The organism is Pseudomonas sp. FW300-N1A1 (assembly GCF_058789115.1).
In genome coordinates this window covers 192,716-210,354 of sequence record NZ_JBYTBK010000002.1, presented here as the reverse complement: position 1 = coordinate 210,354, position 17,639 = coordinate 192,716, and the positions used below count along the sequence as shown (strand labels likewise).

21 protein-coding genes are annotated in these 17,639 nt (G+C 58.0%); 8 read left to right on the top strand and 13 right to left on the bottom strand.

Features of this window, described 5'->3' with window-relative positions; translation table 11 throughout:
* Positions 1 to 39: 39 nt before the first annotated feature.
* On the top strand, positions 40 to 243 hold the full coding sequence (locus tag AC3WQN_RS03295) for a twin transmembrane helix small protein (RefSeq protein WP_095080895.1): 204 nt from the start codon (positions 40 to 42) through the stop codon (positions 241 to 243).
* A gap of 6 nt (positions 244 to 249) precedes the next feature.
* Here AC3WQN_RS03295 and AC3WQN_RS03290 read toward each other — a convergent pair whose 3' ends face one another.
* From AC3WQN_RS03290 to coxB, 4 genes are all read right to left on the bottom strand, one after another.
* Positions 250 to 1,137: a cytochrome c oxidase subunit 3 gene (locus AC3WQN_RS03290; RefSeq protein WP_103398653.1), complete on the bottom strand. Its 888-nt coding sequence runs from the start codon at positions 1,135 to 1,137 to the stop codon at positions 250 to 252.
* Between the two features lie 33 nt (positions 1,138 to 1,170).
* Positions 1,171 to 1,728, bottom strand: coding sequence for a cytochrome c oxidase assembly protein (locus AC3WQN_RS03285; RefSeq protein ID WP_095080898.1), 558 nt, complete (start codon positions 1,726 to 1,728; stop codon positions 1,171 to 1,173).
* A gap of 69 nt (positions 1,729 to 1,797) precedes the next feature.
* Positions 1,798 to 3,384 (bottom strand): cytochrome c oxidase subunit I, encoded by a 1,587-nt coding sequence (gene ctaD, locus AC3WQN_RS03280; protein ID WP_103398652.1) that lies wholly within the window; start codon positions 3,382 to 3,384, stop codon positions 1,798 to 1,800.
* Positions 3,385 to 3,467: 83 nt separating this feature from the next.
* On the bottom strand, positions 3,468 to 4,595 hold the full coding sequence (coxB, locus tag AC3WQN_RS03275; RefSeq protein WP_103398651.1) for a cytochrome c oxidase subunit II: 1,128 nt from the start codon (positions 4,593 to 4,595) through the stop codon (positions 3,468 to 3,470).
* Positions 4,596 to 4,969: 374 nt separating this feature from the next.
* Here coxB and AC3WQN_RS03270 point away from each other — a divergent pair, with 374 nt between their 5' ends.
* Entirely contained in the window at positions 4,970 to 5,620 is a 651-nt protein-coding gene (locus tag AC3WQN_RS03270; protein ID WP_103398650.1) for a hypothetical protein, read from the top strand.
* 207 nt (positions 5,621 to 5,827) lie between these two features.
* Here the strand turns inward: AC3WQN_RS03270 and AC3WQN_RS03265 are convergent, their stop codons facing one another.
* Positions 5,828 to 6,559, bottom strand: a complete 732-nt coding sequence (locus tag AC3WQN_RS03265; RefSeq protein ID WP_103398649.1) for a carbonic anhydrase — start codon at positions 6,557 to 6,559, stop codon at positions 5,828 to 5,830.
* 386 nt (positions 6,560 to 6,945) lie between these two features.
* Between AC3WQN_RS03265 and AC3WQN_RS03260 the strand changes: the two genes are divergently transcribed.
* A complete protein-coding gene (locus tag AC3WQN_RS03260; protein ID WP_103398648.1) occupies positions 6,946 to 7,512 on the top strand; it encodes a hypothetical protein in 567 nt (188 codons plus the stop codon).
* 361 nt (positions 7,513 to 7,873) lie between these two features.
* On the opposite strand, the gene AC3WQN_RS03255 is transcribed toward AC3WQN_RS03260, so the two are convergent.
* The 3 genes from AC3WQN_RS03255 to prlC all read right to left on the bottom strand — a co-directional run bounded on the left by AC3WQN_RS03255 (position 7,874) and on the right by prlC (position 11,515).
* Positions 7,874 to 8,932 carry a PA0069 family radical SAM protein gene (locus AC3WQN_RS03255; RefSeq protein WP_103398647.1) on the bottom strand — a complete coding sequence of 353 codons (1,059 nt, stop codon included), beginning with the start codon at positions 8,930 to 8,932 and terminating at the stop codon, positions 7,874 to 7,876.
* 220 nt (positions 8,933 to 9,152) lie between these two features.
* Positions 9,153 to 9,440 carry a YheV family putative zinc ribbon protein gene (locus AC3WQN_RS03250; RefSeq protein WP_095147034.1) on the bottom strand — a complete coding sequence of 96 codons (288 nt, stop codon included), beginning with the start codon at positions 9,438 to 9,440 and terminating at the stop codon, positions 9,153 to 9,155.
* A complete protein-coding gene (prlC, locus tag AC3WQN_RS03245; protein ID WP_178081871.1) occupies positions 9,437 to 11,515 on the bottom strand; it encodes an oligopeptidase A in 2,079 nt (692 codons plus the stop codon). The genes AC3WQN_RS03250 and prlC overlap by 4 nt, the downstream gene beginning before the upstream one ends.
* A gap of 62 nt (positions 11,516 to 11,577) precedes the next feature.
* Between prlC and AC3WQN_RS03240 the strand changes: the two genes are divergently transcribed.
* Both AC3WQN_RS03240 and AC3WQN_RS03235 read left to right on the top strand, forming a co-directional pair.
* Positions 11,578 to 12,123, top strand: a complete 546-nt coding sequence (locus AC3WQN_RS03240; protein WP_103398646.1) for a gamma carbonic anhydrase family protein — start codon at positions 11,578 to 11,580, stop codon at positions 12,121 to 12,123.
* Between the two features lie 19 nt (positions 12,124 to 12,142).
* Complete coding sequence (locus AC3WQN_RS03235; protein ID WP_103398645.1) at positions 12,143 to 12,793, top strand: HAD family hydrolase; 651 nt, start codon at positions 12,143 to 12,145, stop codon at positions 12,791 to 12,793.
* A gap of 61 nt (positions 12,794 to 12,854) precedes the next feature.
* Here the strand turns inward: AC3WQN_RS03235 and AC3WQN_RS03230 are convergent, their stop codons facing one another.
* On the bottom strand, positions 12,855 to 13,946 hold the full coding sequence (locus AC3WQN_RS03230) for an aminopeptidase (protein ID WP_103398644.1): 1,092 nt from the start codon (positions 13,944 to 13,946) through the stop codon (positions 12,855 to 12,857).
* Positions 13,947 to 14,005: 59 nt separating this feature from the next.
* Between AC3WQN_RS03230 and AC3WQN_RS03225 the strand changes: the two genes are divergently transcribed.
* Both AC3WQN_RS03225 and AC3WQN_RS03220 read left to right on the top strand, forming a co-directional pair.
* A complete protein-coding gene (locus AC3WQN_RS03225) occupies positions 14,006 to 14,422 on the top strand; it encodes a PA0061/PA0062 family lipoprotein (RefSeq protein WP_103398643.1) in 417 nt (138 codons plus the stop codon).
* A gap of 40 nt (positions 14,423 to 14,462) precedes the next feature.
* The gene (locus AC3WQN_RS03220; RefSeq protein ID WP_103398642.1) at positions 14,463 to 14,882 is read left to right on the top strand and encodes a PA0061/PA0062 family lipoprotein; all 420 of its coding nucleotides are present in this window, start codon (positions 14,463 to 14,465) and stop codon (positions 14,880 to 14,882) included.
* A 6-nt stretch (positions 14,883 to 14,888) separates the two neighbouring features.
* On the opposite strand, the gene AC3WQN_RS03215 is transcribed toward AC3WQN_RS03220, so the two are convergent.
* Both AC3WQN_RS03215 and AC3WQN_RS03210 read right to left on the bottom strand, forming a co-directional pair.
* The gene (locus AC3WQN_RS03215) at positions 14,889 to 15,122 is read right to left on the bottom strand and encodes a DUF1161 domain-containing protein (protein ID WP_095080959.1); all 234 of its coding nucleotides are present in this window, start codon (positions 15,120 to 15,122) and stop codon (positions 14,889 to 14,891) included.
* Between the two features lie 114 nt (positions 15,123 to 15,236).
* A complete protein-coding gene (locus tag AC3WQN_RS03210) occupies positions 15,237 to 15,668 on the bottom strand; it encodes an OsmC family protein (protein WP_103398641.1) in 432 nt (143 codons plus the stop codon).
* A 238-nt stretch (positions 15,669 to 15,906) separates the two neighbouring features.
* Between AC3WQN_RS03210 and AC3WQN_RS03205 the strand changes: the two genes are divergently transcribed.
* Entirely contained in the window at positions 15,907 to 16,908 is a 1,002-nt protein-coding gene (locus AC3WQN_RS03205) for an LLM class flavin-dependent oxidoreductase (protein WP_103398640.1), read from the top strand.
* A gap of 68 nt (positions 16,909 to 16,976) precedes the next feature.
* Here AC3WQN_RS03205 and AC3WQN_RS03200 read toward each other — a convergent pair whose 3' ends face one another.
* Both AC3WQN_RS03200 and AC3WQN_RS03195 read right to left on the bottom strand, forming a co-directional pair.
* Positions 16,977 to 17,198 (bottom strand): DUF1161 domain-containing protein, encoded by a 222-nt coding sequence (locus AC3WQN_RS03200; protein WP_095147027.1) that lies wholly within the window; start codon positions 17,196 to 17,198, stop codon positions 16,977 to 16,979.
* Between the two features lie 131 nt (positions 17,199 to 17,329).
* Positions 17,330 to 17,545, bottom strand: a complete 216-nt coding sequence (locus AC3WQN_RS03195) for a dodecin (RefSeq protein ID WP_103398639.1) — start codon at positions 17,543 to 17,545, stop codon at positions 17,330 to 17,332.
* Positions 17,546 to 17,639: the final 94 nt, after the last annotated feature.

Sequence of the window (17,639 nt, the reverse complement as noted above, 5' to 3'; positions counted from 1 at the left end):
CTATACTCAAATACATCGCGTTTCCCCCGGAGTCCCAGAATGCTCAAAGCAGCCATCGTCCTGATGCTGATTGCCACGGTTGTCAGCCTGTTCAGCGGCCTGTTTTTTCTGGTCAAGGACGACAGCCACTCCAATCGCCTGGTCATCGCCCTGAGTGTTCGCGTCAGCCTGGCCGCCATTACCCTTGGCCTGATCGCCTGGGGCTTCTTCAGTGGCCAGCTGGTTTCTCACGTCCCCTGGTAGCCGGTGTCAAAGCACATAGACAAAGACAAACAAGCAGATCCACACCACGTCCACGAAGTGCCAATACCAGCTCGCAGCCTCGAAGCCGAACTGATGGTCGGCATCGAAATGCCCGCGCATGATCCGCATCAGCATCACGAACAGAATGATCGTGCCGATGGTCACGTGGGCGCCGTGGAAGCCGGTCAGCATGAAGAAGGTGGCCCCGTAGATGCCCGAACCCAGGGTCAGTCCCAGTTCGTGATAGGCGTGGATGTATTCCTCGGCCTGGAAGCCCAGGAATGCGCACCCCAGCAGTACCGTCAGCGCCAGCCAGATTTTCAGCGCGCCGCGATGGCCCTTTTTCAAGGCATGGTGGGCAATGGTCACCGTGACGCTGGAGCTCACCAGAATGACGGTATTGAGCAGCGGCAGCCCCCATGGACTGATGACTTCCCTGGGAGGTGGGAACAGTGTCGAGTCGGGGTTGCTGAGCAGCGGCCAGGTGAATTCGAAGTTCGGCCAGAGCATGTGGGCAATGCCTTTGGTGCCTTCGCCACCGAGCGCCGGACCGGCAATGGTGCGCACATAAAACAGCGCACCGAAGAACGCGATGAAGAACATCACCTCGGAAAAGATGAACCAGCTCATGCCCCAACGGAACGAGCGATCCAGCTGGGCGCTGTACAACCCCGCACGGCTTTCCTTGATCACGGTGCCGAACCAGCCGAACAGCATGTAGGCCAGCAACAGGCTGCCCACGAAGAAGATCAGCGGGCCATGGGACTCGGGGCGCACAGCCTTCAGGTCGTTGAACCAGGTACCGAGACCGAACATGGTGACGAACATGCCGACCGTGGCGATGATCGGCCATTTGCTCTGGGCGGGAACGTAATAATGCTCATGAGTTGCCATTTATTGTTCTCCTTATCGGGCACGCTTGAACGTCTAGCCACCGGTCTTTTCAGTTACAGCCACGGGCGGATGACGCGCGGTGATATCGAACAGCGTGTAAGCCAGCGTCAGGTGCTTCACATCCTTGGGCATGTCGCGGTCAACGATGAAACGTACCGGCATCTCGATCTGTTGACCGGGCTGCAGCACTTGCTGGGTGAAACAGAAGCATTCGGTCTTGTGGAAGTACATCGCCGCACTGCTCGGTGAAATGCTCGGGACCGCCTGGGCACTCATCGGGTGCTGGCTGGGGTTGCGTGCGATGAAGATCATCTCGTTCACCGCACCGGGGTTGACCACAATGTCGTCGGACTTGGGATAAAACTCCCACACCATGTCGATGGCATTGGTCGACAGAAACTGCACCCGCACCTGCCGCGACGCGTCGACCTGTTGCTCGCCCTGATACTGCCCACCCGTCTTTCCGTTGATACCCAGCGCCTTGCACATCACGTCATAGATCGGCACCAGCGCAAAGCCAAAGACAAACATCGCCACCACTACCATCAACAAGCGGGTGACCAGTTTCTTCATCGAGATCGAGTCAGCCATGGTGCACGTCCTCCACACAAAACCCTGTGGAAGAAGCGGGCGAGCCCGTCACCACAAGGCCAACGCTGTTCATTTCACTTCCGGCGGTGTGGTGAAGGTGTGGTACGGGGCCGGTGACGGAATGCTCCACTCCAGTCCTTCGGCACCTTCCCAGGGTTTCGCCGGGGCCGCAGGACCGCCGCGAATGGTCTTGATCACGATGAACAGGAAGAAGATCTGCGTGGCCCCGAAGGTAAAGGCACCGATGGACGACACCATGTTGAAGTCGGCGAATTGCAGGTTGTAGTCGGGAATCCGCCGCGGCATCCCCGCCAGCCCGACAAAGTGCATCGGGAAGAACGCCATGTTCATGCCGATGAAAGACAACCAGAAATGCAGCTTGCCGAGGGTTTCGTCGTACATGTGGCCGGTCCATTTCGGCAGCCAGTAATACGCCGAAGCGAAGATCCCGAAGATCGCCCCTGGTACCAGCACGTAGTGGAAATGCGCGACCACAAAATAAGTGTCCTGGTACTGGAAGTCCGCCGGGGCAATGGCGAGCATCAACCCGGAGAAACCGCCGATCGAGAACAGAATCACGAACGCCACCGCAAACAGCATCGGTGTCTCGAAGGTCAGCGAGCCTTGCCACATGGTACTGGCCCAGTTGAACACCTTGACCCCGGTGGGCACCGCGATCAGCAACGTCGCATACATGAAGAACAATTCGCCCACCAGCGGGATACCGACCACGAACATGTGGTGGGCCCAGACGATAAACGACAGGAAGGCGATACTCGCCGTTGCGTAGACCATCGAGGTGTAGCCGAACAGCGGCTTGCGCGAGAAGGTCGGAATGATCGCGCTGACGGCACCGAAGGCCGGCAGGATCATGATGTACACCTCCGGGTGGCCGAAGAACCAGAACACGTGCTGGAACAGCACCGGATCACCACCACCGGCCGCACTGAAGAAGCTGGTGCCGAAATGGATGTCCATCAGCATCATGGTCACGCAGCCGGCCAATACCGGCATCACCGCAATCAACAGGAACGCGGTGATCAGCCAGGTCCAGACGAACAGCGGCATTTTCATCAAGGTCATGCCCGGCGCACGCAGGTTGAGAATGGTGGCAATCACATTGATCGCCCCCATGATCGAACTGATCCCCATCATGTGAATGGCAAAGATGAAGAAGGTCACGCTTTCCGGCGCATAGGTCGTGGAGAGCGGCGCGTAGAAGGTCCAGCCGAAGTTCGGTCCGCCACCCGGCGTGAACAGCGTCGAGATCAGCAGCAAGAACGCCGCCGGCAGCAGCCAGAAACTGAAGTTGTTCATCCGCGGCAACGCCATGTCCGGCGCGCCGACCATCAGCGGAATCATCCAGTTGGCCAGCCCGACAAAGGCGGGCATCACCGCACCGAAGACCATCACCAGGCCATGCATGGTGGTCATCTGGTTGAAGAACTCCGGCTGGACAATCTGCAGGCCGGGCTGGAACAACTCGGCGCGGATCACCATGGCAAACGAGCCGCCCAGCAGGAACATGATGAAACTGAACCACAGGTACAATGTGCCGATGTCCTTGTGGTTGGTGGTCAGTACCCAACGCATCAAGCCCTTGGCGGGACCATGGGCGTGGTCCGCATGGCCATGGTCATCGATCACTGCACTCATGTCCTGACTCCTGGAATCGGATGGGCTGGGCGGCTCGGGCGCATTGCGCCCCAAACCTTCACGGGAACGCGCAATAGACCGGGTCATTTGCTTTGCGCCTGTTTGAGGGCCAGCACGTCTTTCGGGGTGACCATGTCGCCTTTGTTGTTGCCCCACGCATTTCGTTCGTAGGTCACGACGGCCGCGATATCGACTTCAGACAACTGCTTGCCGAATGCGGCCATGGCGGTGCCGGGTTTGCCGTGGAACACGATTCCCAGGTGATCCTCTTTCGGCCCGGTGGCGATTTTCGAGCCCTTGAGCGCCGGGAACATCGGCGGCAAGCCCTGACCTTCGGCCTGGTGACAGGCCACGCAGGAGGTGTGGTACACCTTGTCGCCACGTGCCTTGAGCTCGTCCAGGGTCCATTCCTTGCTGGTCAGCTCCTTGAGCTGGGCGGCTTCGGCTTTGCGTTCGGCCAGCCAGGTGTCGTAGTCGGCCTTGCTTCTGACATCGACCACAATCGGCATGAAGCCGTGATCCTTGCCACACAACTCCGCACACTGTCCCCGGTAGATGCCGGGCTTCTCGACACGGGTCCAGGCCTCGTTGACGAACCCGGGAATCGCATCGCGCTTGACCGCAAACGCCGGCACCCACCAGGAGTGGATAACGTCGGCGGACGTCACCAGGAAGCGCACCTTGGCCCCCGTCGGCAGCACCAGCGGCTGGTCGACTTCCAGCAGGTAGTGTTCGCCCTTGGCGCTCTTGTTGTTGATCTGATCTTGCGGTGTGGCCAGGTTGCTGAAGAACTCGACGTCCTGGCCCAGGTACTTGTACTGCCACTTCCACTGATACCCGGTGACCTGGATATCGATATCCGACTCACTGGCGTCGTACATTTTGATCAGGGTGGCGGTCGCCGGAACGGCCATGGCGACGAGAATGATGAAAGGCACGATGGTCCAGAGGATCTCGACCGTCGTACTTTCATGGAACTTGGCAGCTTCCTGCCCGGTGGAGCGCCGGTGCATCATCATCGACCAGAACATGGCGCCAAAAACGATGATGCCGATCACCACACAGATCCAGAAGATGGTCATGTGCAGGTCAAATACTGCGTGACTGATTTCAGTCGCTCCAGGCGCCATATTCACAGTCCAGGCCGCTTGCGCCTGACTGAAAATCGACCACAACAGGAGGCCCATCCAGACATGTGGATGTCGCATCATTGCGGGTTCCCCTTATCGTTCTTGTTATCCCGCCGGCTTTCACCTGCGGCAAGGGAGCGGCACTTTTCAGACTACGAACTTGAATCGCCGGGCCTTGCTGCCTATGCAGTCGGGCGTCATCAGCTAACTCCATTCAAGACCGAGTATAGACAGCGAGTCCGACCTCGCAACGCGATGTCGTAAATCAGCTGAAACACCCGGGGCTTGCACTACAGGCCACGGATGGAGAAGGATGAGGGATAGGTGATGGCAAATCGATATAACGTAGTCGCATCAAAGGTGAAATAATTATGACAAATACGTCTTAGCGGCTTTCATAAGCAAGCTAACTTATGTCTTCCCCTATTTCCTTGCCTTCGTTTACTGGAGTTTTCATGAACACCGCCGCATTGCGCGAGCAGATCAAACTTGCCCAACAACATGAAGCCGAAACCGGTCAGCTGACCCGTCAGCTGGAAGTCCAACTGCCACACCTGCACTCTGCCATCCAGATACCGGACGTCGACGCCAAGGGCGTGATGACCCGTTTTGTTGCCGCCTATATAGACCAGGTACCGGACCTGCTCGACGCCGCCAACGCGGTCGCACGCGAAGCCGGTATCGAGTCCCAGATCAAACCGGTGCTGAAGATCGCCGAGCAATTCTTCATCCAGCCACCGGCAATCATGACCGGTCACGTAGGCCTGGATAGCCTGCTGGACGAGTCCTACCTGGCCCATCGCCTGGTAGAAGAGGTGAACGACCTCTACATCAAGCATTTCGGCCAGCCACTGATCCCATTGGACATGACTGTCGCCAACCTGATTGCCCACCAACTGATCGGCGAAACGTTCGCCAACCAACTGGATGAGGCTGTTCATCACGCCGTTGACGAAATGCTCAGCGAAGAAAGCTTCGCACTGGAATCCGTCGAGGCCTACCGGGAAAAACTCAATAGCCCGGACACCGGTGCTGCCTGGAAGCGCTGGCCATGCCTGTCACGCCAGCTTGGCGTAGGACTGGATCTGGATCAGCCGGCCGCCTGAGCCCCTCCAATATTTGTGGGAGCAGCCTTGCTTGCTCCCACAAGGACATTTAACCGGCTGAACCTCAGCCAGAAACATCACCCTGCAAGCCAGCAGTTCCCTTGGCTGAACCGCTTTCAGTCGCCCACCATGAGACTTCCCCCGGATTGATTCCGGTGTGGCGAAGCCTGGACGCTTTTTCAGCAGCCTCGACCAGCCACGGAAGATCTAGAAGCGCGCCTTGGGCGTCGCCATGGGGATCGGAAGGCTACCATCCAAAGGCAGGAAGCAGCCCTTGTCCGCGTCGTAGGCTTTTATTTCACTGGTTTCGATGCTGTAGACCCAGCCATGGATGAACAGCTGACCGTTGGCCATGCGCGAAGCCACAGAGGGGTGAGTACGCAAATGCTGCAACTGGGCGATCACGTTTTCTTCGGTCAGCACCTGCATGCTTTCGTTTTCATCAGCGCAATTGCAGTTTTCCTGGACCATGGTTTTCGCGACCTCGGCGTGGCGCAACCAAGCCTTTACCGTGGGCATTTTTTCCAGGCTCTGCGGGTTCAGGACCGCCCTCATGGCACCGCAATCGGAATGTCCGCAAATGATGATGTGCTGCACACCCAACGCCAGTACCGCGTACTCGATGGCCGTGGAAACACCGCCATTCATTTGCCCGTAAGGGGGTACGACGTTGCCCACATTACGCGTGACGAACAGGTCGCCTGGGGCGCTTTGGGTGATGAGCTCAGGGACGATTCGCGAATCGGCACACGCGATAAACATTGCCCGTGGCCGCTGGGCCGTAGCGAGCTTCTTGAAGAGTTCTTCCTGTTGCGGGAAGACCTCATGATGAAAATGCAGAAAGCCGTCAACAATGTGCTGCAGCGCTGCATCGGCGCTTTCGGCTTCCGGAAGGGCTGAAGCCGACGCAGCCAACGGTGGCTTGTCTTTGTCACTCATCACTCATCCTCGTTGGCACATTAGGGGGGTACCCCAGAGTTTACATCACTCAAGGCCTAAACTTTTACTCAGGTGCAATGCAAACGACGAGGACGTCACCCACAAAAAACAAGCCCGACGCCACAGTAACCTATCGAATTTAATTGAAGCCGAACAAAGGCCATTGAGCAGCCTATCTGATAGCTCAACGTTTCCGGCACGAACAATCGCTACGGATACATTAACAGCAACACCTAATCCGGATAGGGCAGCGAAAAACTTTGATGTCAGTCCAAAGAAACAAAGCGAAAGGCTTTAAGACTGTTTTATTCTGAAATCTTCATTAATCTAATCGGCAAGTGCACCAGCACTTGCAAACTACAAACACATTCAAAGGAATGAACCCAATGACCGTTTTTGTCGAAAACATGAACGAACTTCGCACCCACCACAAATCCTTGTTGGCGGGTGGTAAACAACAAGCCGCTCGTAGTTTCTCCATGCCAAGCGCTACCGCACTGGATGACGTTTCCCCAGATGAAGCAATCGCACTGGAAGAACTGAAATCGACAGCAAAAATGCTGGCTACCACCCAGAATCAGAGCATGGAGCTCAGCATTACCAAAGATGCCCAAAACTTGAGCAACGCTGCGGGTAATGCCGATGCCACTGCGACATTCAAACAGCAAATGAATGAAAGACGGCTCTACGAAAAAGAGCAATCCGAAAAAAATATTGACCGAATTTTCGACAAGGCCATTGAAATCGGTGAACGGCACCCGAACGCACAAAAAGCAATAATGTCCACGACTGATATAATTTTCAATCTGTTTCGAGTAATGTCGGAAAAATTCAATATCTACATTACAAAAGTTATAGCCGAAACTATCACGTGGGTTAAAAATGCCTTCGCCGATATCAAGTCGACTTTTAATAATATTGGCGGCTGGATTCAAGGCTGGTTTACCAGCTGATTAATTACGCTAAAAACTCTAAGCGCCCGACGTTCCAGTGCTGCAGTCCAAGACCAAAGACAGGCTTGGTGAGTTACGGTCAACCTGGGGCGTCGGTACATTATCTGTCTACCGACACCCCATTAATACCTGAGTAGTTAGCCTAAGGTCTGGCTGACCGAAGCCGACGCAACCAGCGGCTGGTTGAAACGTATCCAGGCAATATGCCAGTGACTAACCAATCACTTTATGATCACCGTCACCATCGAAACTTAACTCAATCGGAATCAACCACTCTGTAACAAGCGCTCCAAACCAAAAACCGACAATAACGTACCGTCACGCATATTATGTACCACGCCAAAACATGCCCGATCGTCATCTACAACAACGACATCTGAGCACCGGGAGGGCAAAAGGCAGTGCAGTCCAGGTTGAACCCTTCTCGCTGATTCAGCCCCAGCCGCTTGATTGCCTTGGCAAAACGTTGCGCCAGCAAATCGGCAAACGGCCCTTCACCGCGCATGCGCGTCCCGAAACGACTGTCATACAACTCCCCACCACGGCTCTGGCGAATCAGGCTTAGCACATGGGCAGCCCTTTGCGGGTAGTGGGCCGCCAGCCACTCCTCGAACAGCGGTGCGACCTCCAGCGGCAGGCGCAACATCATGTAAGCCGCACTCTGGGCACCGGCCGCGTGGGCTTCGGTCAGCAGGCTTTCCAGTTCGCTGTCGTTGATCATCGGGATCATCGGCGAACACAACACCCCAACCGGAATGCCAGCTTCTCGCATGACCCTAATCGCCCTCAAGCGTGCCTTGGGTGCCGCGGTTCGCGGTTCAAGAATGCGTTTGAGTTCGTCGTCCAGGCTCGTCAGGCTGATCATCACCGCCACCAAGCGCCGCTCGGCCAATTCGGTCAGCAGATCCAGGTCGCGAAGAATCAGCGAGCCCTTGGTGATAATGGTCACCGGATGCCGGTAGCGCAGCAGCACTTCAAGGATGCGACGGGTAATCCTGTGCTCACGCTCGATCGGCTGATAAGGGTCGGTGTTGGAACCGAGATTGATCGGTGCACACTGATAACCACGCCTGGATAACTGTTGCTCAAGCACATCGGCGGCATTGCTCTTGGCAATCAGCCGGGTCTCGAAATCGATCCCGGGCGACAGGTCCCAATAAGCATGACTGGGCCGCGCATAACAGTAGATGCAACCGTGCTCGCAGCCCCGATAGGGATTGATCGAGCGATCGAAGGGCAGATCGGGTGAGTTGTTGCGGGTGATGATGGTTTTCGCCGTTTCGATGCGCACTTCGGTGCCCTGGGTCAGCGGTACTTCCTGATACCAGCCATCGTCTTCGGCGACCGAACGGTTCGGTGCAAAGCGGTTGTGCGGGTTGGTCGCGGTACCGCGGCCACGCGGGGGCAGGGGCGTGATCATCGTAAGAGCTCTCGATCTGTATATTTATACAGTACTCGAGAATGCACAGGCCAGCCAGTACCGTTCGGCCTGCCATTGAGGGGTATTAACGCTTCGGGTACGGCACGTGGCACGCCGCTGATAGAGGACTGTCGAGCCATGCCTGAATTTGTTTCAAGCTCTAGCCAATCGATTGAGCAAGCCGACCCCAATAAGGGCCGGTTGCGTTTACGGGAGGGGATTACGCGTCGTCGGTTTTTTTCTTCAGCTTCGGGTTCACAAAGAACTGCACGGTCTGGACCTTGGCGTCCGGTACCTTCAATGCGCTGGTATTCACTCGCGTACCCAACTCCTTGGGCACTGACAACCCTTGTTCATTGAGCGTATCGGAGTAACCGCAGGCCACGCACTCGCGATGCGGCACATCGTCTTCGCTCCACATCATCAACTTGTCCGGCTCGCTGCACGCCGGGCAGACCGCGCCGGCGATAAAGCGTTTCTTGGTTTTGCTCACAGGCCCGTCACTCATGCTGCCGCGTCCTCGTCGAGGCCGCTGTGGCGCAAGAGTGCGTCAATCGACGGCGCACGTCCGCGGAAGTCGACGAACAGCACCATAGGCTCCTGGGAACCGCCGCGGGCCAGGATCGCCTCGCGGAATGCACGACCGGTGGCGGCGTTGAGCACGCCTTCCTCTTCGAACCTGGAGAACGCGTCGGCCGACAGTACTTCAGCCCACTTGTAGCTGTAGTAACCCGCCGCGTAACCGCCGGCAAAAATGTGCGCGAAGCTGTTCGGGAAACGGTTGTAGGCCGGTGGCCGCATGACCGAGACCTCGTCGCGCACGCCTTCGAGCACCTGCAGCACGCTACGGCCATCGCCATGCGTGGCGTGCAGTTCAAAGTCGAACAACGAGAACTCCAGTTGACGCACCATCATCAGGCCGGACTGGAAATTTTTCGCCGCGAGCATCTTCTGCAGCAGGTCCTGAGGCAGCGGCTCGCCGGTTTCGTAATGGCCGGAGATCAGCGCCAGGCCTTCCGGCTCCCAGCACCAGTTCTCCATGAACTGGCTCGGCAACTCGACCGCATCCCAGGCAACACCATTGATACCGGACACACCCGCATGCTCGACGCGGGTCAGCAGGTGATGCAGGCCATGACCAAACTCGTGGAACAGCGTGGTGACTTCATCGTGAGTCAGCAACGCGGGCTTGCCGCTGTCGGCCGGGGTGAAGTTGCACACCAGGTTGGCCACCGGGCTTTGCAGCACGCCTGCGGCGGTACGGCGACGGTCGCGAGCGCCGTCCATCCAGGCACCGCCGCGCTTGTTGGCGCGCGCATAGAGGTCGAAGAAGAAACGACCGACGTGCTCACCGTTTTCCTTGATTTCGAACAGGCGAACATCCGGGTGCCAGGTGTCGAACCCCTTCTGCTCGGCGATTTCGATGCCGTACAGGCGCTGTACGATGGCGAACAGGCCGCTCAGCACCTTGTCGATCGGGAAGTATGCACGCAGTGCTTCCTGGGCAACGCTGTAACGCTGCTCACGGAGTTTTTCCCCATAGAAACCGCTGTCCCAGCTTTGCAGGTCCGGGCAGCCCTGTTCGGCGGCGTACGCCTTCAACTGCTCCAGATCCTGTGCGGCAAACGGCTTGCTGCGTTTGGCCAGGTCGCGCAGGAAGCTCAGCACCTGATCGCTGGATTCGGCCATTTTGGTGGCCAGGCTCAGTTGCGCGAAACTGCTGTAGCCCAGGAGTTTTGCGAGCTCCTGACGCAGGTCGAGGATTTCTTCCATCACGGGGCCGTTATCGTTCTGACCGGCGTTCGGGCCTTGGTCCGACGCACGGGTGCAGTAAGCGGCGTAGACTTCTTCGCGCAGCGCGCGGTCATGAGCGTAGGTCATCACCGCGAAATAGCTCGGGAATTCCAGGCTGATCAGCCAACCGTCCAGGCCCTTGGCTTGCGCCGCGGCAGCCATCTGCGCCTTGGCCGAATCGGTCAGGCCGGCGAGGGCGGCGTCATCAGTGATGTGTTTGGTCCAGGCCTGGGTGGCATCGAGCAGTTGGTTCGAGAAACGGCTGCCCAGTTCGGACAGTTTGCTCTGCACCTCGGCGTAACGCTTCTGTTCGGCTTCCGGCAGGTCGATACCCGACAGGCGGAAGTCACGCAACGAATGTTCGAGGATGGTTTTCTGGGCAACGTCAAAACCGCCGGCTTCCGGGCTGGTGGCCAAGGCTTCGAACGCCTGGAACAGCTCACGATTCTGGCCCATCTCGGTGGAGTAGGCGCTCAGGGCCGGCAGGCAGGACTCGTACGCTTCACGCAACTCAGCGCTGTTGCACACCGCATTGAGGTGGCTGACGGGGCTCCAGGCGGCGCCCAGACGGTCATTGAGCTCGTCCATCGCCAGCACCAGGCCGGCCCAGGTCGGTTGTTTGCCCTGGGTCTCGAGGATCCCGACAATGGCGGCGCGGTTGTCGGCGAGGATCTGTTCAATGGCCGGTTGTACGTGCTCGGCGCGGATCGCCGAGAACGGCGGCAGGTCGTAGGACTGCAAAAGAGGGTTGTTCACGCTCACGGTTGGCACCTTGGCTGGAAGAAACATCGCACCATCTTAATTACAATCGACGCCCACCGCAGCTATCAGCAACAGAGAGAGAGCCTATCGTGTCCCTTCGCAAGTACCAGAACCACACCCCCGTGCTCGGCAACGGCGCCTTTGTCGACGGCTCGGCGGTGGTGATCGGCGACGTCGAAATAGGCGCGGACAGCTCGGTCTGGCCGTTGACCGTGATTCGCGGTGACATGCACCGTATCCGGATTGGCCAGCGCACCAGCGTGCAGGATGGCTGTGTGCTGCACATCACCCACGCCGGCCCGTTCAACCCGGACGGCTTCCCGTTGCTGATCGGCGATGACGTGACCATTGCGCACAAGGTCATGTTGCACGGATGCACGGCGGGCAACCGGATTCTGATCGGCATGGGCAGCATCGTCATGGACGGTGCCGTTATCGAAGACGATGTGATCGTCGGCGCCGGCAGCCTGGTGCCACCGGGCAAACGCCTGGAAAGCGGCTACCTGTATGTGGGCAGCCCGGTGAAGCAGGCTCGCCCTTTAACTGACAAGGAACGGGCCTTTTTTACCTACAGCGCTGCCAACTACGTCAAGCTCAAAGACCTGCATCTGGCCGAAGGCTACGACCAGCTCTGACTCTCACCCAGGAATTTTCATGCATTACCAAAGCGTTTTATTCGACCTTGATGGCACCCTGACCGACCCGCGAGAGGGCATCACCCGTTCCATCCAGTTCGCCCTGAGCAAGCTGGGGATCGACGAACCGGACCTGACCAGGCTCGAACACTTCATCGGCCCACCCTTGCTGCAGGCCTTCATGCAGTTCTACGACTTCGACGAGGCCAAGGCCTGGGAAGCGGTCAATTTTTATCGCGAACGTTTCAAGGTCACGGGACTGTATGAGAACCGTGTGTTTGACGGCGTGACGCCCCTGCTGGAAACCCTCGGCGGGCAGGGTCGGCAGCTGTACATCGCGACATCGAAACCGTGGATTTTCGCCCGGGAAATTGCCCGGCACTTCGACTTCGCCCGGCACTTCAAGGTGATCTACGGCAGCGAACTGGACGGCACCCGCACCGACAAGGTCGAGCTGATTGCCCACCTGATGGCCGAAGAAGGCCTGGACCCGAGTACCACCCTGATGATCGGCGACCGCAAACACGACCTGATCGGCGCTCGACGCAACGGACTGGACGCCGCGGCCGTGGGTTATGGCTTTGGCAGCCATGAAGAGCTAAGCGCTGAACAACCGGCGTATCACTTCGAGACCCTGAGCCAGTTGCATCAGGCATTTTTGCCTCGCTAACTCAATCGCGGGCACGCCAGCAGCACCCAGCGTGGGGCTGGCGTGCCGCACAAGGGCCCGTTCAGCCACCCGTCTTTTCTGGCGCTGCCAAGGCTTTCAACGCCGCCTTGCGCTGTTCGATCGGCAACCTTCCCAGCCTCTCGACCGCCGCATAAAACGTCGTCCAATCACCCCCCGACCGCTTGAACAGTTCGGCAAACGCCGGCACCCATTGGTCATACAGCCCGAACGGCAGCAACCGGGCGTTGTTCATCGGAGCGTTGATCCAGGCATCGAAGCGCTTGTTACCGGCCCAAAGGCTGTCGCGCAGGGTCCGATAGTCGCTGCGCATGCGTTCGAATTCGGCCGCTTTGCGCTGGCGCATCGGCTCCGGCGCCAAGGGCAGCGCATAGAGTTTTTCCAGGCGGGTGCGGGTATCCATAACCAGTCGGACAAACTGTTCGCGTTGCTGCTCCTGGACCTTACTGGCCGGCGGCAAGCCCCGTGCCGTGCGCCATTGGCGGGTGCCTTCCTGTTCGACAAACGTGGAGAAAGACTCGTTGAACTCGGTGTCGTCCTTCACATAGCAACGCTGATGCGCCAGCTCGTGAAAAATCAGGGTCGCCAGGCGTTCATCGCCCCAGCCCAGCATCGAATTCATGATCGGATCATTGAACCAGCCCAGGGTTGAATAGGCCTCCACCCCGCCGACCGAGACATCCATACCTTGCAGACGCTGCAACGCCGCTTCACCCCTCGCGGCACTCTGGTTGTAGTACCCGCGGTAAGCCACGCACCCGGCGATGGGAAAGCAATAGTTCTGCGCACTGAGGGAAAATTCCGGCGTGACGAACACATTCCACACCACATAAGGCCGGCCGATATCGGCGTAGAGGCGATAGCTCTGGTTATCCGGCAAGTGCAGGTGCTGGCTGGCGAAGTCCCGGGCTTTTTGTGATTGCCTGAGATGCGCGCGCAGTGTTGCATCGCTGGCCGGGTCACTGATCACCGTGCTCACAGGCTCGCGCGCCCGCAACAATTGCAGCTGGCCACTGGCCAACTGGCCGTAGTAACTGACACTCGCACAACCGTTCAGCCATAAAAACAACACAGCCGGAAACAAAACGCGCAAAACGCGATCAAGTAACCGATGGCTTGGAAGCAGCCTGATCACATCGAATCATCCTTGGGGAGTCTGCCCGCAAGACTATCTCGCCTGACTGGAGCTTCGCTATGCGTGTGTTACTGCTAACTGGAGGCCTGCTGATGCTGGCCGGCTGTGCTGGACTGCCCCAACCCGACCCTACACAAGCCTGGATCGACCTGGCCCCTCATCCGGAAGACACCACACTGCATGCGCTGGAAGTCGACGATAAGGCGACCCTTGATAAACGCTACTTCGAAGTCTCGCCGGGCCGTCACGAATTGAAAGTGCGCTATCAGTTTGCGGTGCAGCCGACCAATATTGGCCCCGATGCCCAGCCGCTGTGGCGCAATTGCCAACTGAGCGTGAAGTTCAGCGAGTTCAATGCTGGCCAACGCTATCAGCTGCAAGCAGGGAATATCGGTTTTCGGCCGTGGGCAAAACTCTACGATCAGCAGCGAAAAGTCGTAGGCCAGGCGCAACCGGCAGGCTGCCAGGGCACTTGATCGGCGCTATGCTTAGCCAATTACCGCCCGGGAATTGAGCATGCGAAGGTATTTGTTGTTATTTGCCGTCAGTTCGCTGGCCGCCTGTGCCAGCCCCTTGCCGGACGTCAACCCGGCGATGGCCTGGGTCGACTTCGCCATGCCCACACCCGGTGGAAAAGTGCTGATGGCTGAGCGCCTGGACAACCAGCCGCAGCGTGACGGACGGTTCTTCCAGGTCCCGCCTGGCAGTCATGAGCTCATGGTTCGCTTTGATTTCGAGGTATTCGGTGGCGGGATGAGCATGAACACCGACCCACAGGAACGGCTGTGCTATCTGACCATTAGCTATGATCATTTTGAAGCGGGCCAACGCTATCGGCTCGAAGCCCGTTCGCTGGCCTTCACGCCCAGCGCCCGGCTGTACAACGCCCAGCGCAAGATCGTCGCCGAAGAACGTCAGGTCAACTGTGTGCCATAAGGCTTATCAGTTGTCGTTCTTCTGATAGATGATTTTCTTGGTGCCATTTTCGCAGGTACCGACCACCATGTTCTGGTCATGCACTTCGTCATTGCTGACAATTTCCAGCGTATAAGAGGACACGTTGTTGGCCTGGATCTTGGCTTCGATCTCGGCCTTGAGTTCTTCGCAGGGTTTCGGCGCGGCCATGGCCGATGTGGCCAACGCACCGCAGAAAACCGCCAAGGCAAAACGTTTCATGGTTGAAGCTCCCTTGAAGCAGCGCGTACGAACATACACTTAAGCCGCTGCCATTCATTCGACCACAGTTTTGCCCGGCGAGTTCTGATTTGTGGCAACTCCACAAAGGCGCTGTCAGCTGACGAGTGTGCCATCAAGGGTAATGGTGGCATTCAGCACCTTGGACACCGGACAGCCTTCCTTGGCCTTTTTGCTCAGCTCTTCAAATTGCTGCTGGCTGGCGCCGGGGATTTTCGCCTTGAGAATCAGGTGCACCGCCGTGATCGCAAAACCACCCTCGATCTGATCCAGCGTGACTTCGGCGCTGGTATCAATGGTGGTGGCCTTGAGGCCAGCCTCGCCGAGGATCATCGAAAAGGCCATGGAGAAACAGCCTGCGTGAGCGGCGCCGATCAGTTCTTCCGGGTTGGTGCCTGGGCCACCTTCGAAGCGTGCCTTGAAACCATAGGGGGCGTTTTTCAGGACGCCGGTTTCGGTCGAGATAGAACCCAGGCCGGTTTTCAGATCGCCGACCCAATGCGCCGATGCTCTCTTCTTGATGCTCATCTTTGCCTCCTCACTGGCGCGAGCGATCGCGCCTTGATGGTTTTCGGTTGTCAGGGATTCTGAGAATAGAAGGCCGGGCAAGGTTCGCCCTGTCGAATCGAGCCGTTGATCGGGTAGGCAATTTCAGCTCGGCTATTGAAACTCGGGTATATGCCCACATTGCATGGAACACGCCTTCACATTCGGCAGGTTTTCATTCGAGAGAAAAGCCTGCGCCCCCCCATTGGAGAAGCAGGCCATGAAACAGCTGTCCGAGATCAAGTTCTCAACCCTGGACCTGGTGCCCGTTCGCGAGAACGGCAGCCCCGCCCAATCGCTGCGCAACTCGCTGGACCTGGCGCAACACGTTGAAAAATGGGGCTACAACCGCTTCTGGGTGGCTGAACACCACAACATGGACGGTATCGCCAGCTCCGCGACCTCGGTACTGCTGGGTTACCTGGCCGGCGGGACATCGAGCATCAGGGTCGGCTCAGGTGGCGTCATGCTGCCCAACCACGCACCGCTGGTGATCGCCGAGCAGTTCGGCACCCTGGAAAGCCTGTACCCGGGCCGCATCGACCTTGGACTAGGGCGCGCCCCGGGTTCTGACCAAATGACCGCTCGTGCCTTGCGCCGCGAACGCTCTGGCAGCGCCGACGACTTTCCAGAAGATGTCGCCGAACTGGTCCGTTACCTCGGCCCACGTACACCGGATCAACGCATCATCGCCATGCCCGGTACCGGCACCAACGTCCCGGTCTGGTTATTGGGCTCCAGCCTGTTCAGCGCACAACTGGCGGGCGAACGGGGCCTGCCCTACGCCTTTGCCTCGCATTTCGCACCGCGCTACCTGCACGAAGCGATTCGCGTCTACCGCAATCACTTCAAGCCTTCCGCCGTACTGGATAAACCCTACGTCATGCTCGGCGTGCCGTTGGTCGCCGCCGATACCGACGAGCAGGCGGACTACCTGGCCACCTCGGTCTACCAACGGATTCTGGCGCTGATGCGCGGGCAAAGCCTGGTTCAGCGCCCCCCGGTGCACAGCATGGACGGCCTGTGGCTGCCTCATGAGAAACAAGCCGTAGGCGAATTCCTGGGGCTGGCGATGGTTGGAAGCCCGGCGAAGATTCGCGGCAAGCTTGAGGTACTGATCGAACAGACCCAGGCCGATGAGCTGATCTTCACCTGCGACCTGTACGAACACGCCGACCGTCTGCATTCCTACGAGTTACTGGCGCAGGTAATGAAGGGCTAAGGCTCAGACAGCGGCCAGAAAAAAGCCGACGCGCTGGCGTCGGCTTTCAACTGTAGCGTGTACTCGGTCTACTTCTTGTAGACGATTTCCTTGGCGCCGCCTTCACAGGTACCTACGACTTTTCCGCCAGCGGCAGTACCTTTGTCGACGATCTCCAGCGAATAACCGGAAACACCCTTGGCATCCAGTTTCGCGGCAATTTCGGCTTTCAGCTCTTCACACGGCTTGCCTGCCGCAAAGACTGTTCCCGCCATGCTCAGCAAACCTACAGCCAGAATCAACTTCTTCATCGGTCACGTTCCCTGGTCAGATCAAAAGGATAAGCCTCGGTGCTCGGGCGATGAACGCCCAAGACTAAATAGCGCTTTGCCATCTCCTATGGCAATCGGCCAGCGCATAAGTTCAGAAGCCTAGTTCAACCTCAGCTATTGGCAATCCGGAAACCGACCTTTAGCGTCACTTGAAAATGCGCCGCCTTGCCGTCCTTGATGTGGCCCCGGGTTTCAGTCACCTCGAACCACTCCAGATGCTTGATGCTCTTACTGGCCTCGGCCAGTGCGTTATTGATGGCCTCTTCTATGCTGGTGGGGGACGAGCCAACCAGTTCGACTTTCTTGTAAGTGTGATGGTCAGTCATGGCGTTCTCCTTGAAGGTACCTACAGCCTAGCAGTGATTTTTTGTATTTCTTCTGTAGGCCACGGCCATGGACCGGTTCAGATTTTCTGCACTT

Excerpts from the sequence above, each read along its gene's own strand:
- AC3WQN_RS03225 (WP_103398643.1), top strand. The coding sequence starts at position 14,006 with ATGCGTGTGTTACTGCTAACTGGAGGCCTGCTGATGCTGGCCGGCTGT.
- prlC (WP_178081871.1), bottom strand. The coding sequence starts at position 11,515 with ATGTTTCTTCCAGCCAAGGTGCCAACCGTGAGCGTGAACAACCCTCTT.
- AC3WQN_RS03200 (WP_095147027.1), bottom strand. The coding sequence starts at position 17,198 with ATGAAGAAGTTGATTCTGGCTGTAGGTTTGCTGAGCATGGCGGGAACA.
- AC3WQN_RS03290 (WP_103398653.1), bottom strand. The coding sequence starts at position 1,137 with ATGGCAACTCATGAGCATTATTACGTTCCCGCCCAGAGCAAATGGCCG.
- AC3WQN_RS03250 (WP_095147034.1), bottom strand. The coding sequence starts at position 9,440 with ATGAGTGACGGGCCTGTGAGCAAAACCAAGAAACGCTTTATCGCCGGC.
- AC3WQN_RS03265 (WP_103398649.1), bottom strand. The coding sequence starts at position 6,559 with ATGAGTGACAAAGACAAGCCACCGTTGGCTGCGTCGGCTTCAGCCCTT.
- AC3WQN_RS03215 (WP_095080959.1), bottom strand. The coding sequence starts at position 15,122 with ATGAAACGTTTTGCCTTGGCGGTTTTCTGCGGTGCGTTGGCCACATCG.
- AC3WQN_RS03285 (WP_095080898.1), bottom strand. The coding sequence starts at position 1,728 with ATGGCTGACTCGATCTCGATGAAGAAACTGGTCACCCGCTTGTTGATG.
- AC3WQN_RS03235 (WP_103398645.1), top strand. The coding sequence starts at position 12,143 with ATGCATTACCAAAGCGTTTTATTCGACCTTGATGGCACCCTGACCGAC.
- AC3WQN_RS03205 (WP_103398640.1), top strand. The coding sequence starts at position 15,907 with ATGAAACAGCTGTCCGAGATCAAGTTCTCAACCCTGGACCTGGTGCCC.
- AC3WQN_RS03295 (WP_095080895.1), top strand. The coding sequence starts at position 40 with ATGCTCAAAGCAGCCATCGTCCTGATGCTGATTGCCACGGTTGTCAGC.
- AC3WQN_RS03210 (WP_103398641.1), bottom strand. The coding sequence starts at position 15,668 with ATGAGCATCAAGAAGAGAGCATCGGCGCATTGGGTCGGCGATCTGAAA.
- AC3WQN_RS03255 (WP_103398647.1), bottom strand. The coding sequence starts at position 8,932 with ATGATCACGCCCCTGCCCCCGCGTGGCCGCGGTACCGCGACCAACCCG.
- AC3WQN_RS03195 (WP_103398639.1), bottom strand. The coding sequence starts at position 17,545 with ATGACTGACCATCACACTTACAAGAAAGTCGAACTGGTTGGCTCGTCC.
- AC3WQN_RS03260 (WP_103398648.1), top strand. The coding sequence starts at position 6,946 with ATGACCGTTTTTGTCGAAAACATGAACGAACTTCGCACCCACCACAAA.
- coxB (WP_103398651.1), bottom strand. The coding sequence starts at position 4,595 with ATGATGCGACATCCACATGTCTGGATGGGCCTCCTGTTGTGGTCGATT.
- AC3WQN_RS03270 (WP_103398650.1), top strand. The coding sequence starts at position 4,970 with ATGAACACCGCCGCATTGCGCGAGCAGATCAAACTTGCCCAACAACAT.
- ctaD (WP_103398652.1), bottom strand. The coding sequence starts at position 3,384 with ATGAGTGCAGTGATCGATGACCATGGCCATGCGGACCACGCCCATGGT.
- AC3WQN_RS03220 (WP_103398642.1), top strand. The coding sequence starts at position 14,463 with ATGCGAAGGTATTTGTTGTTATTTGCCGTCAGTTCGCTGGCCGCCTGT.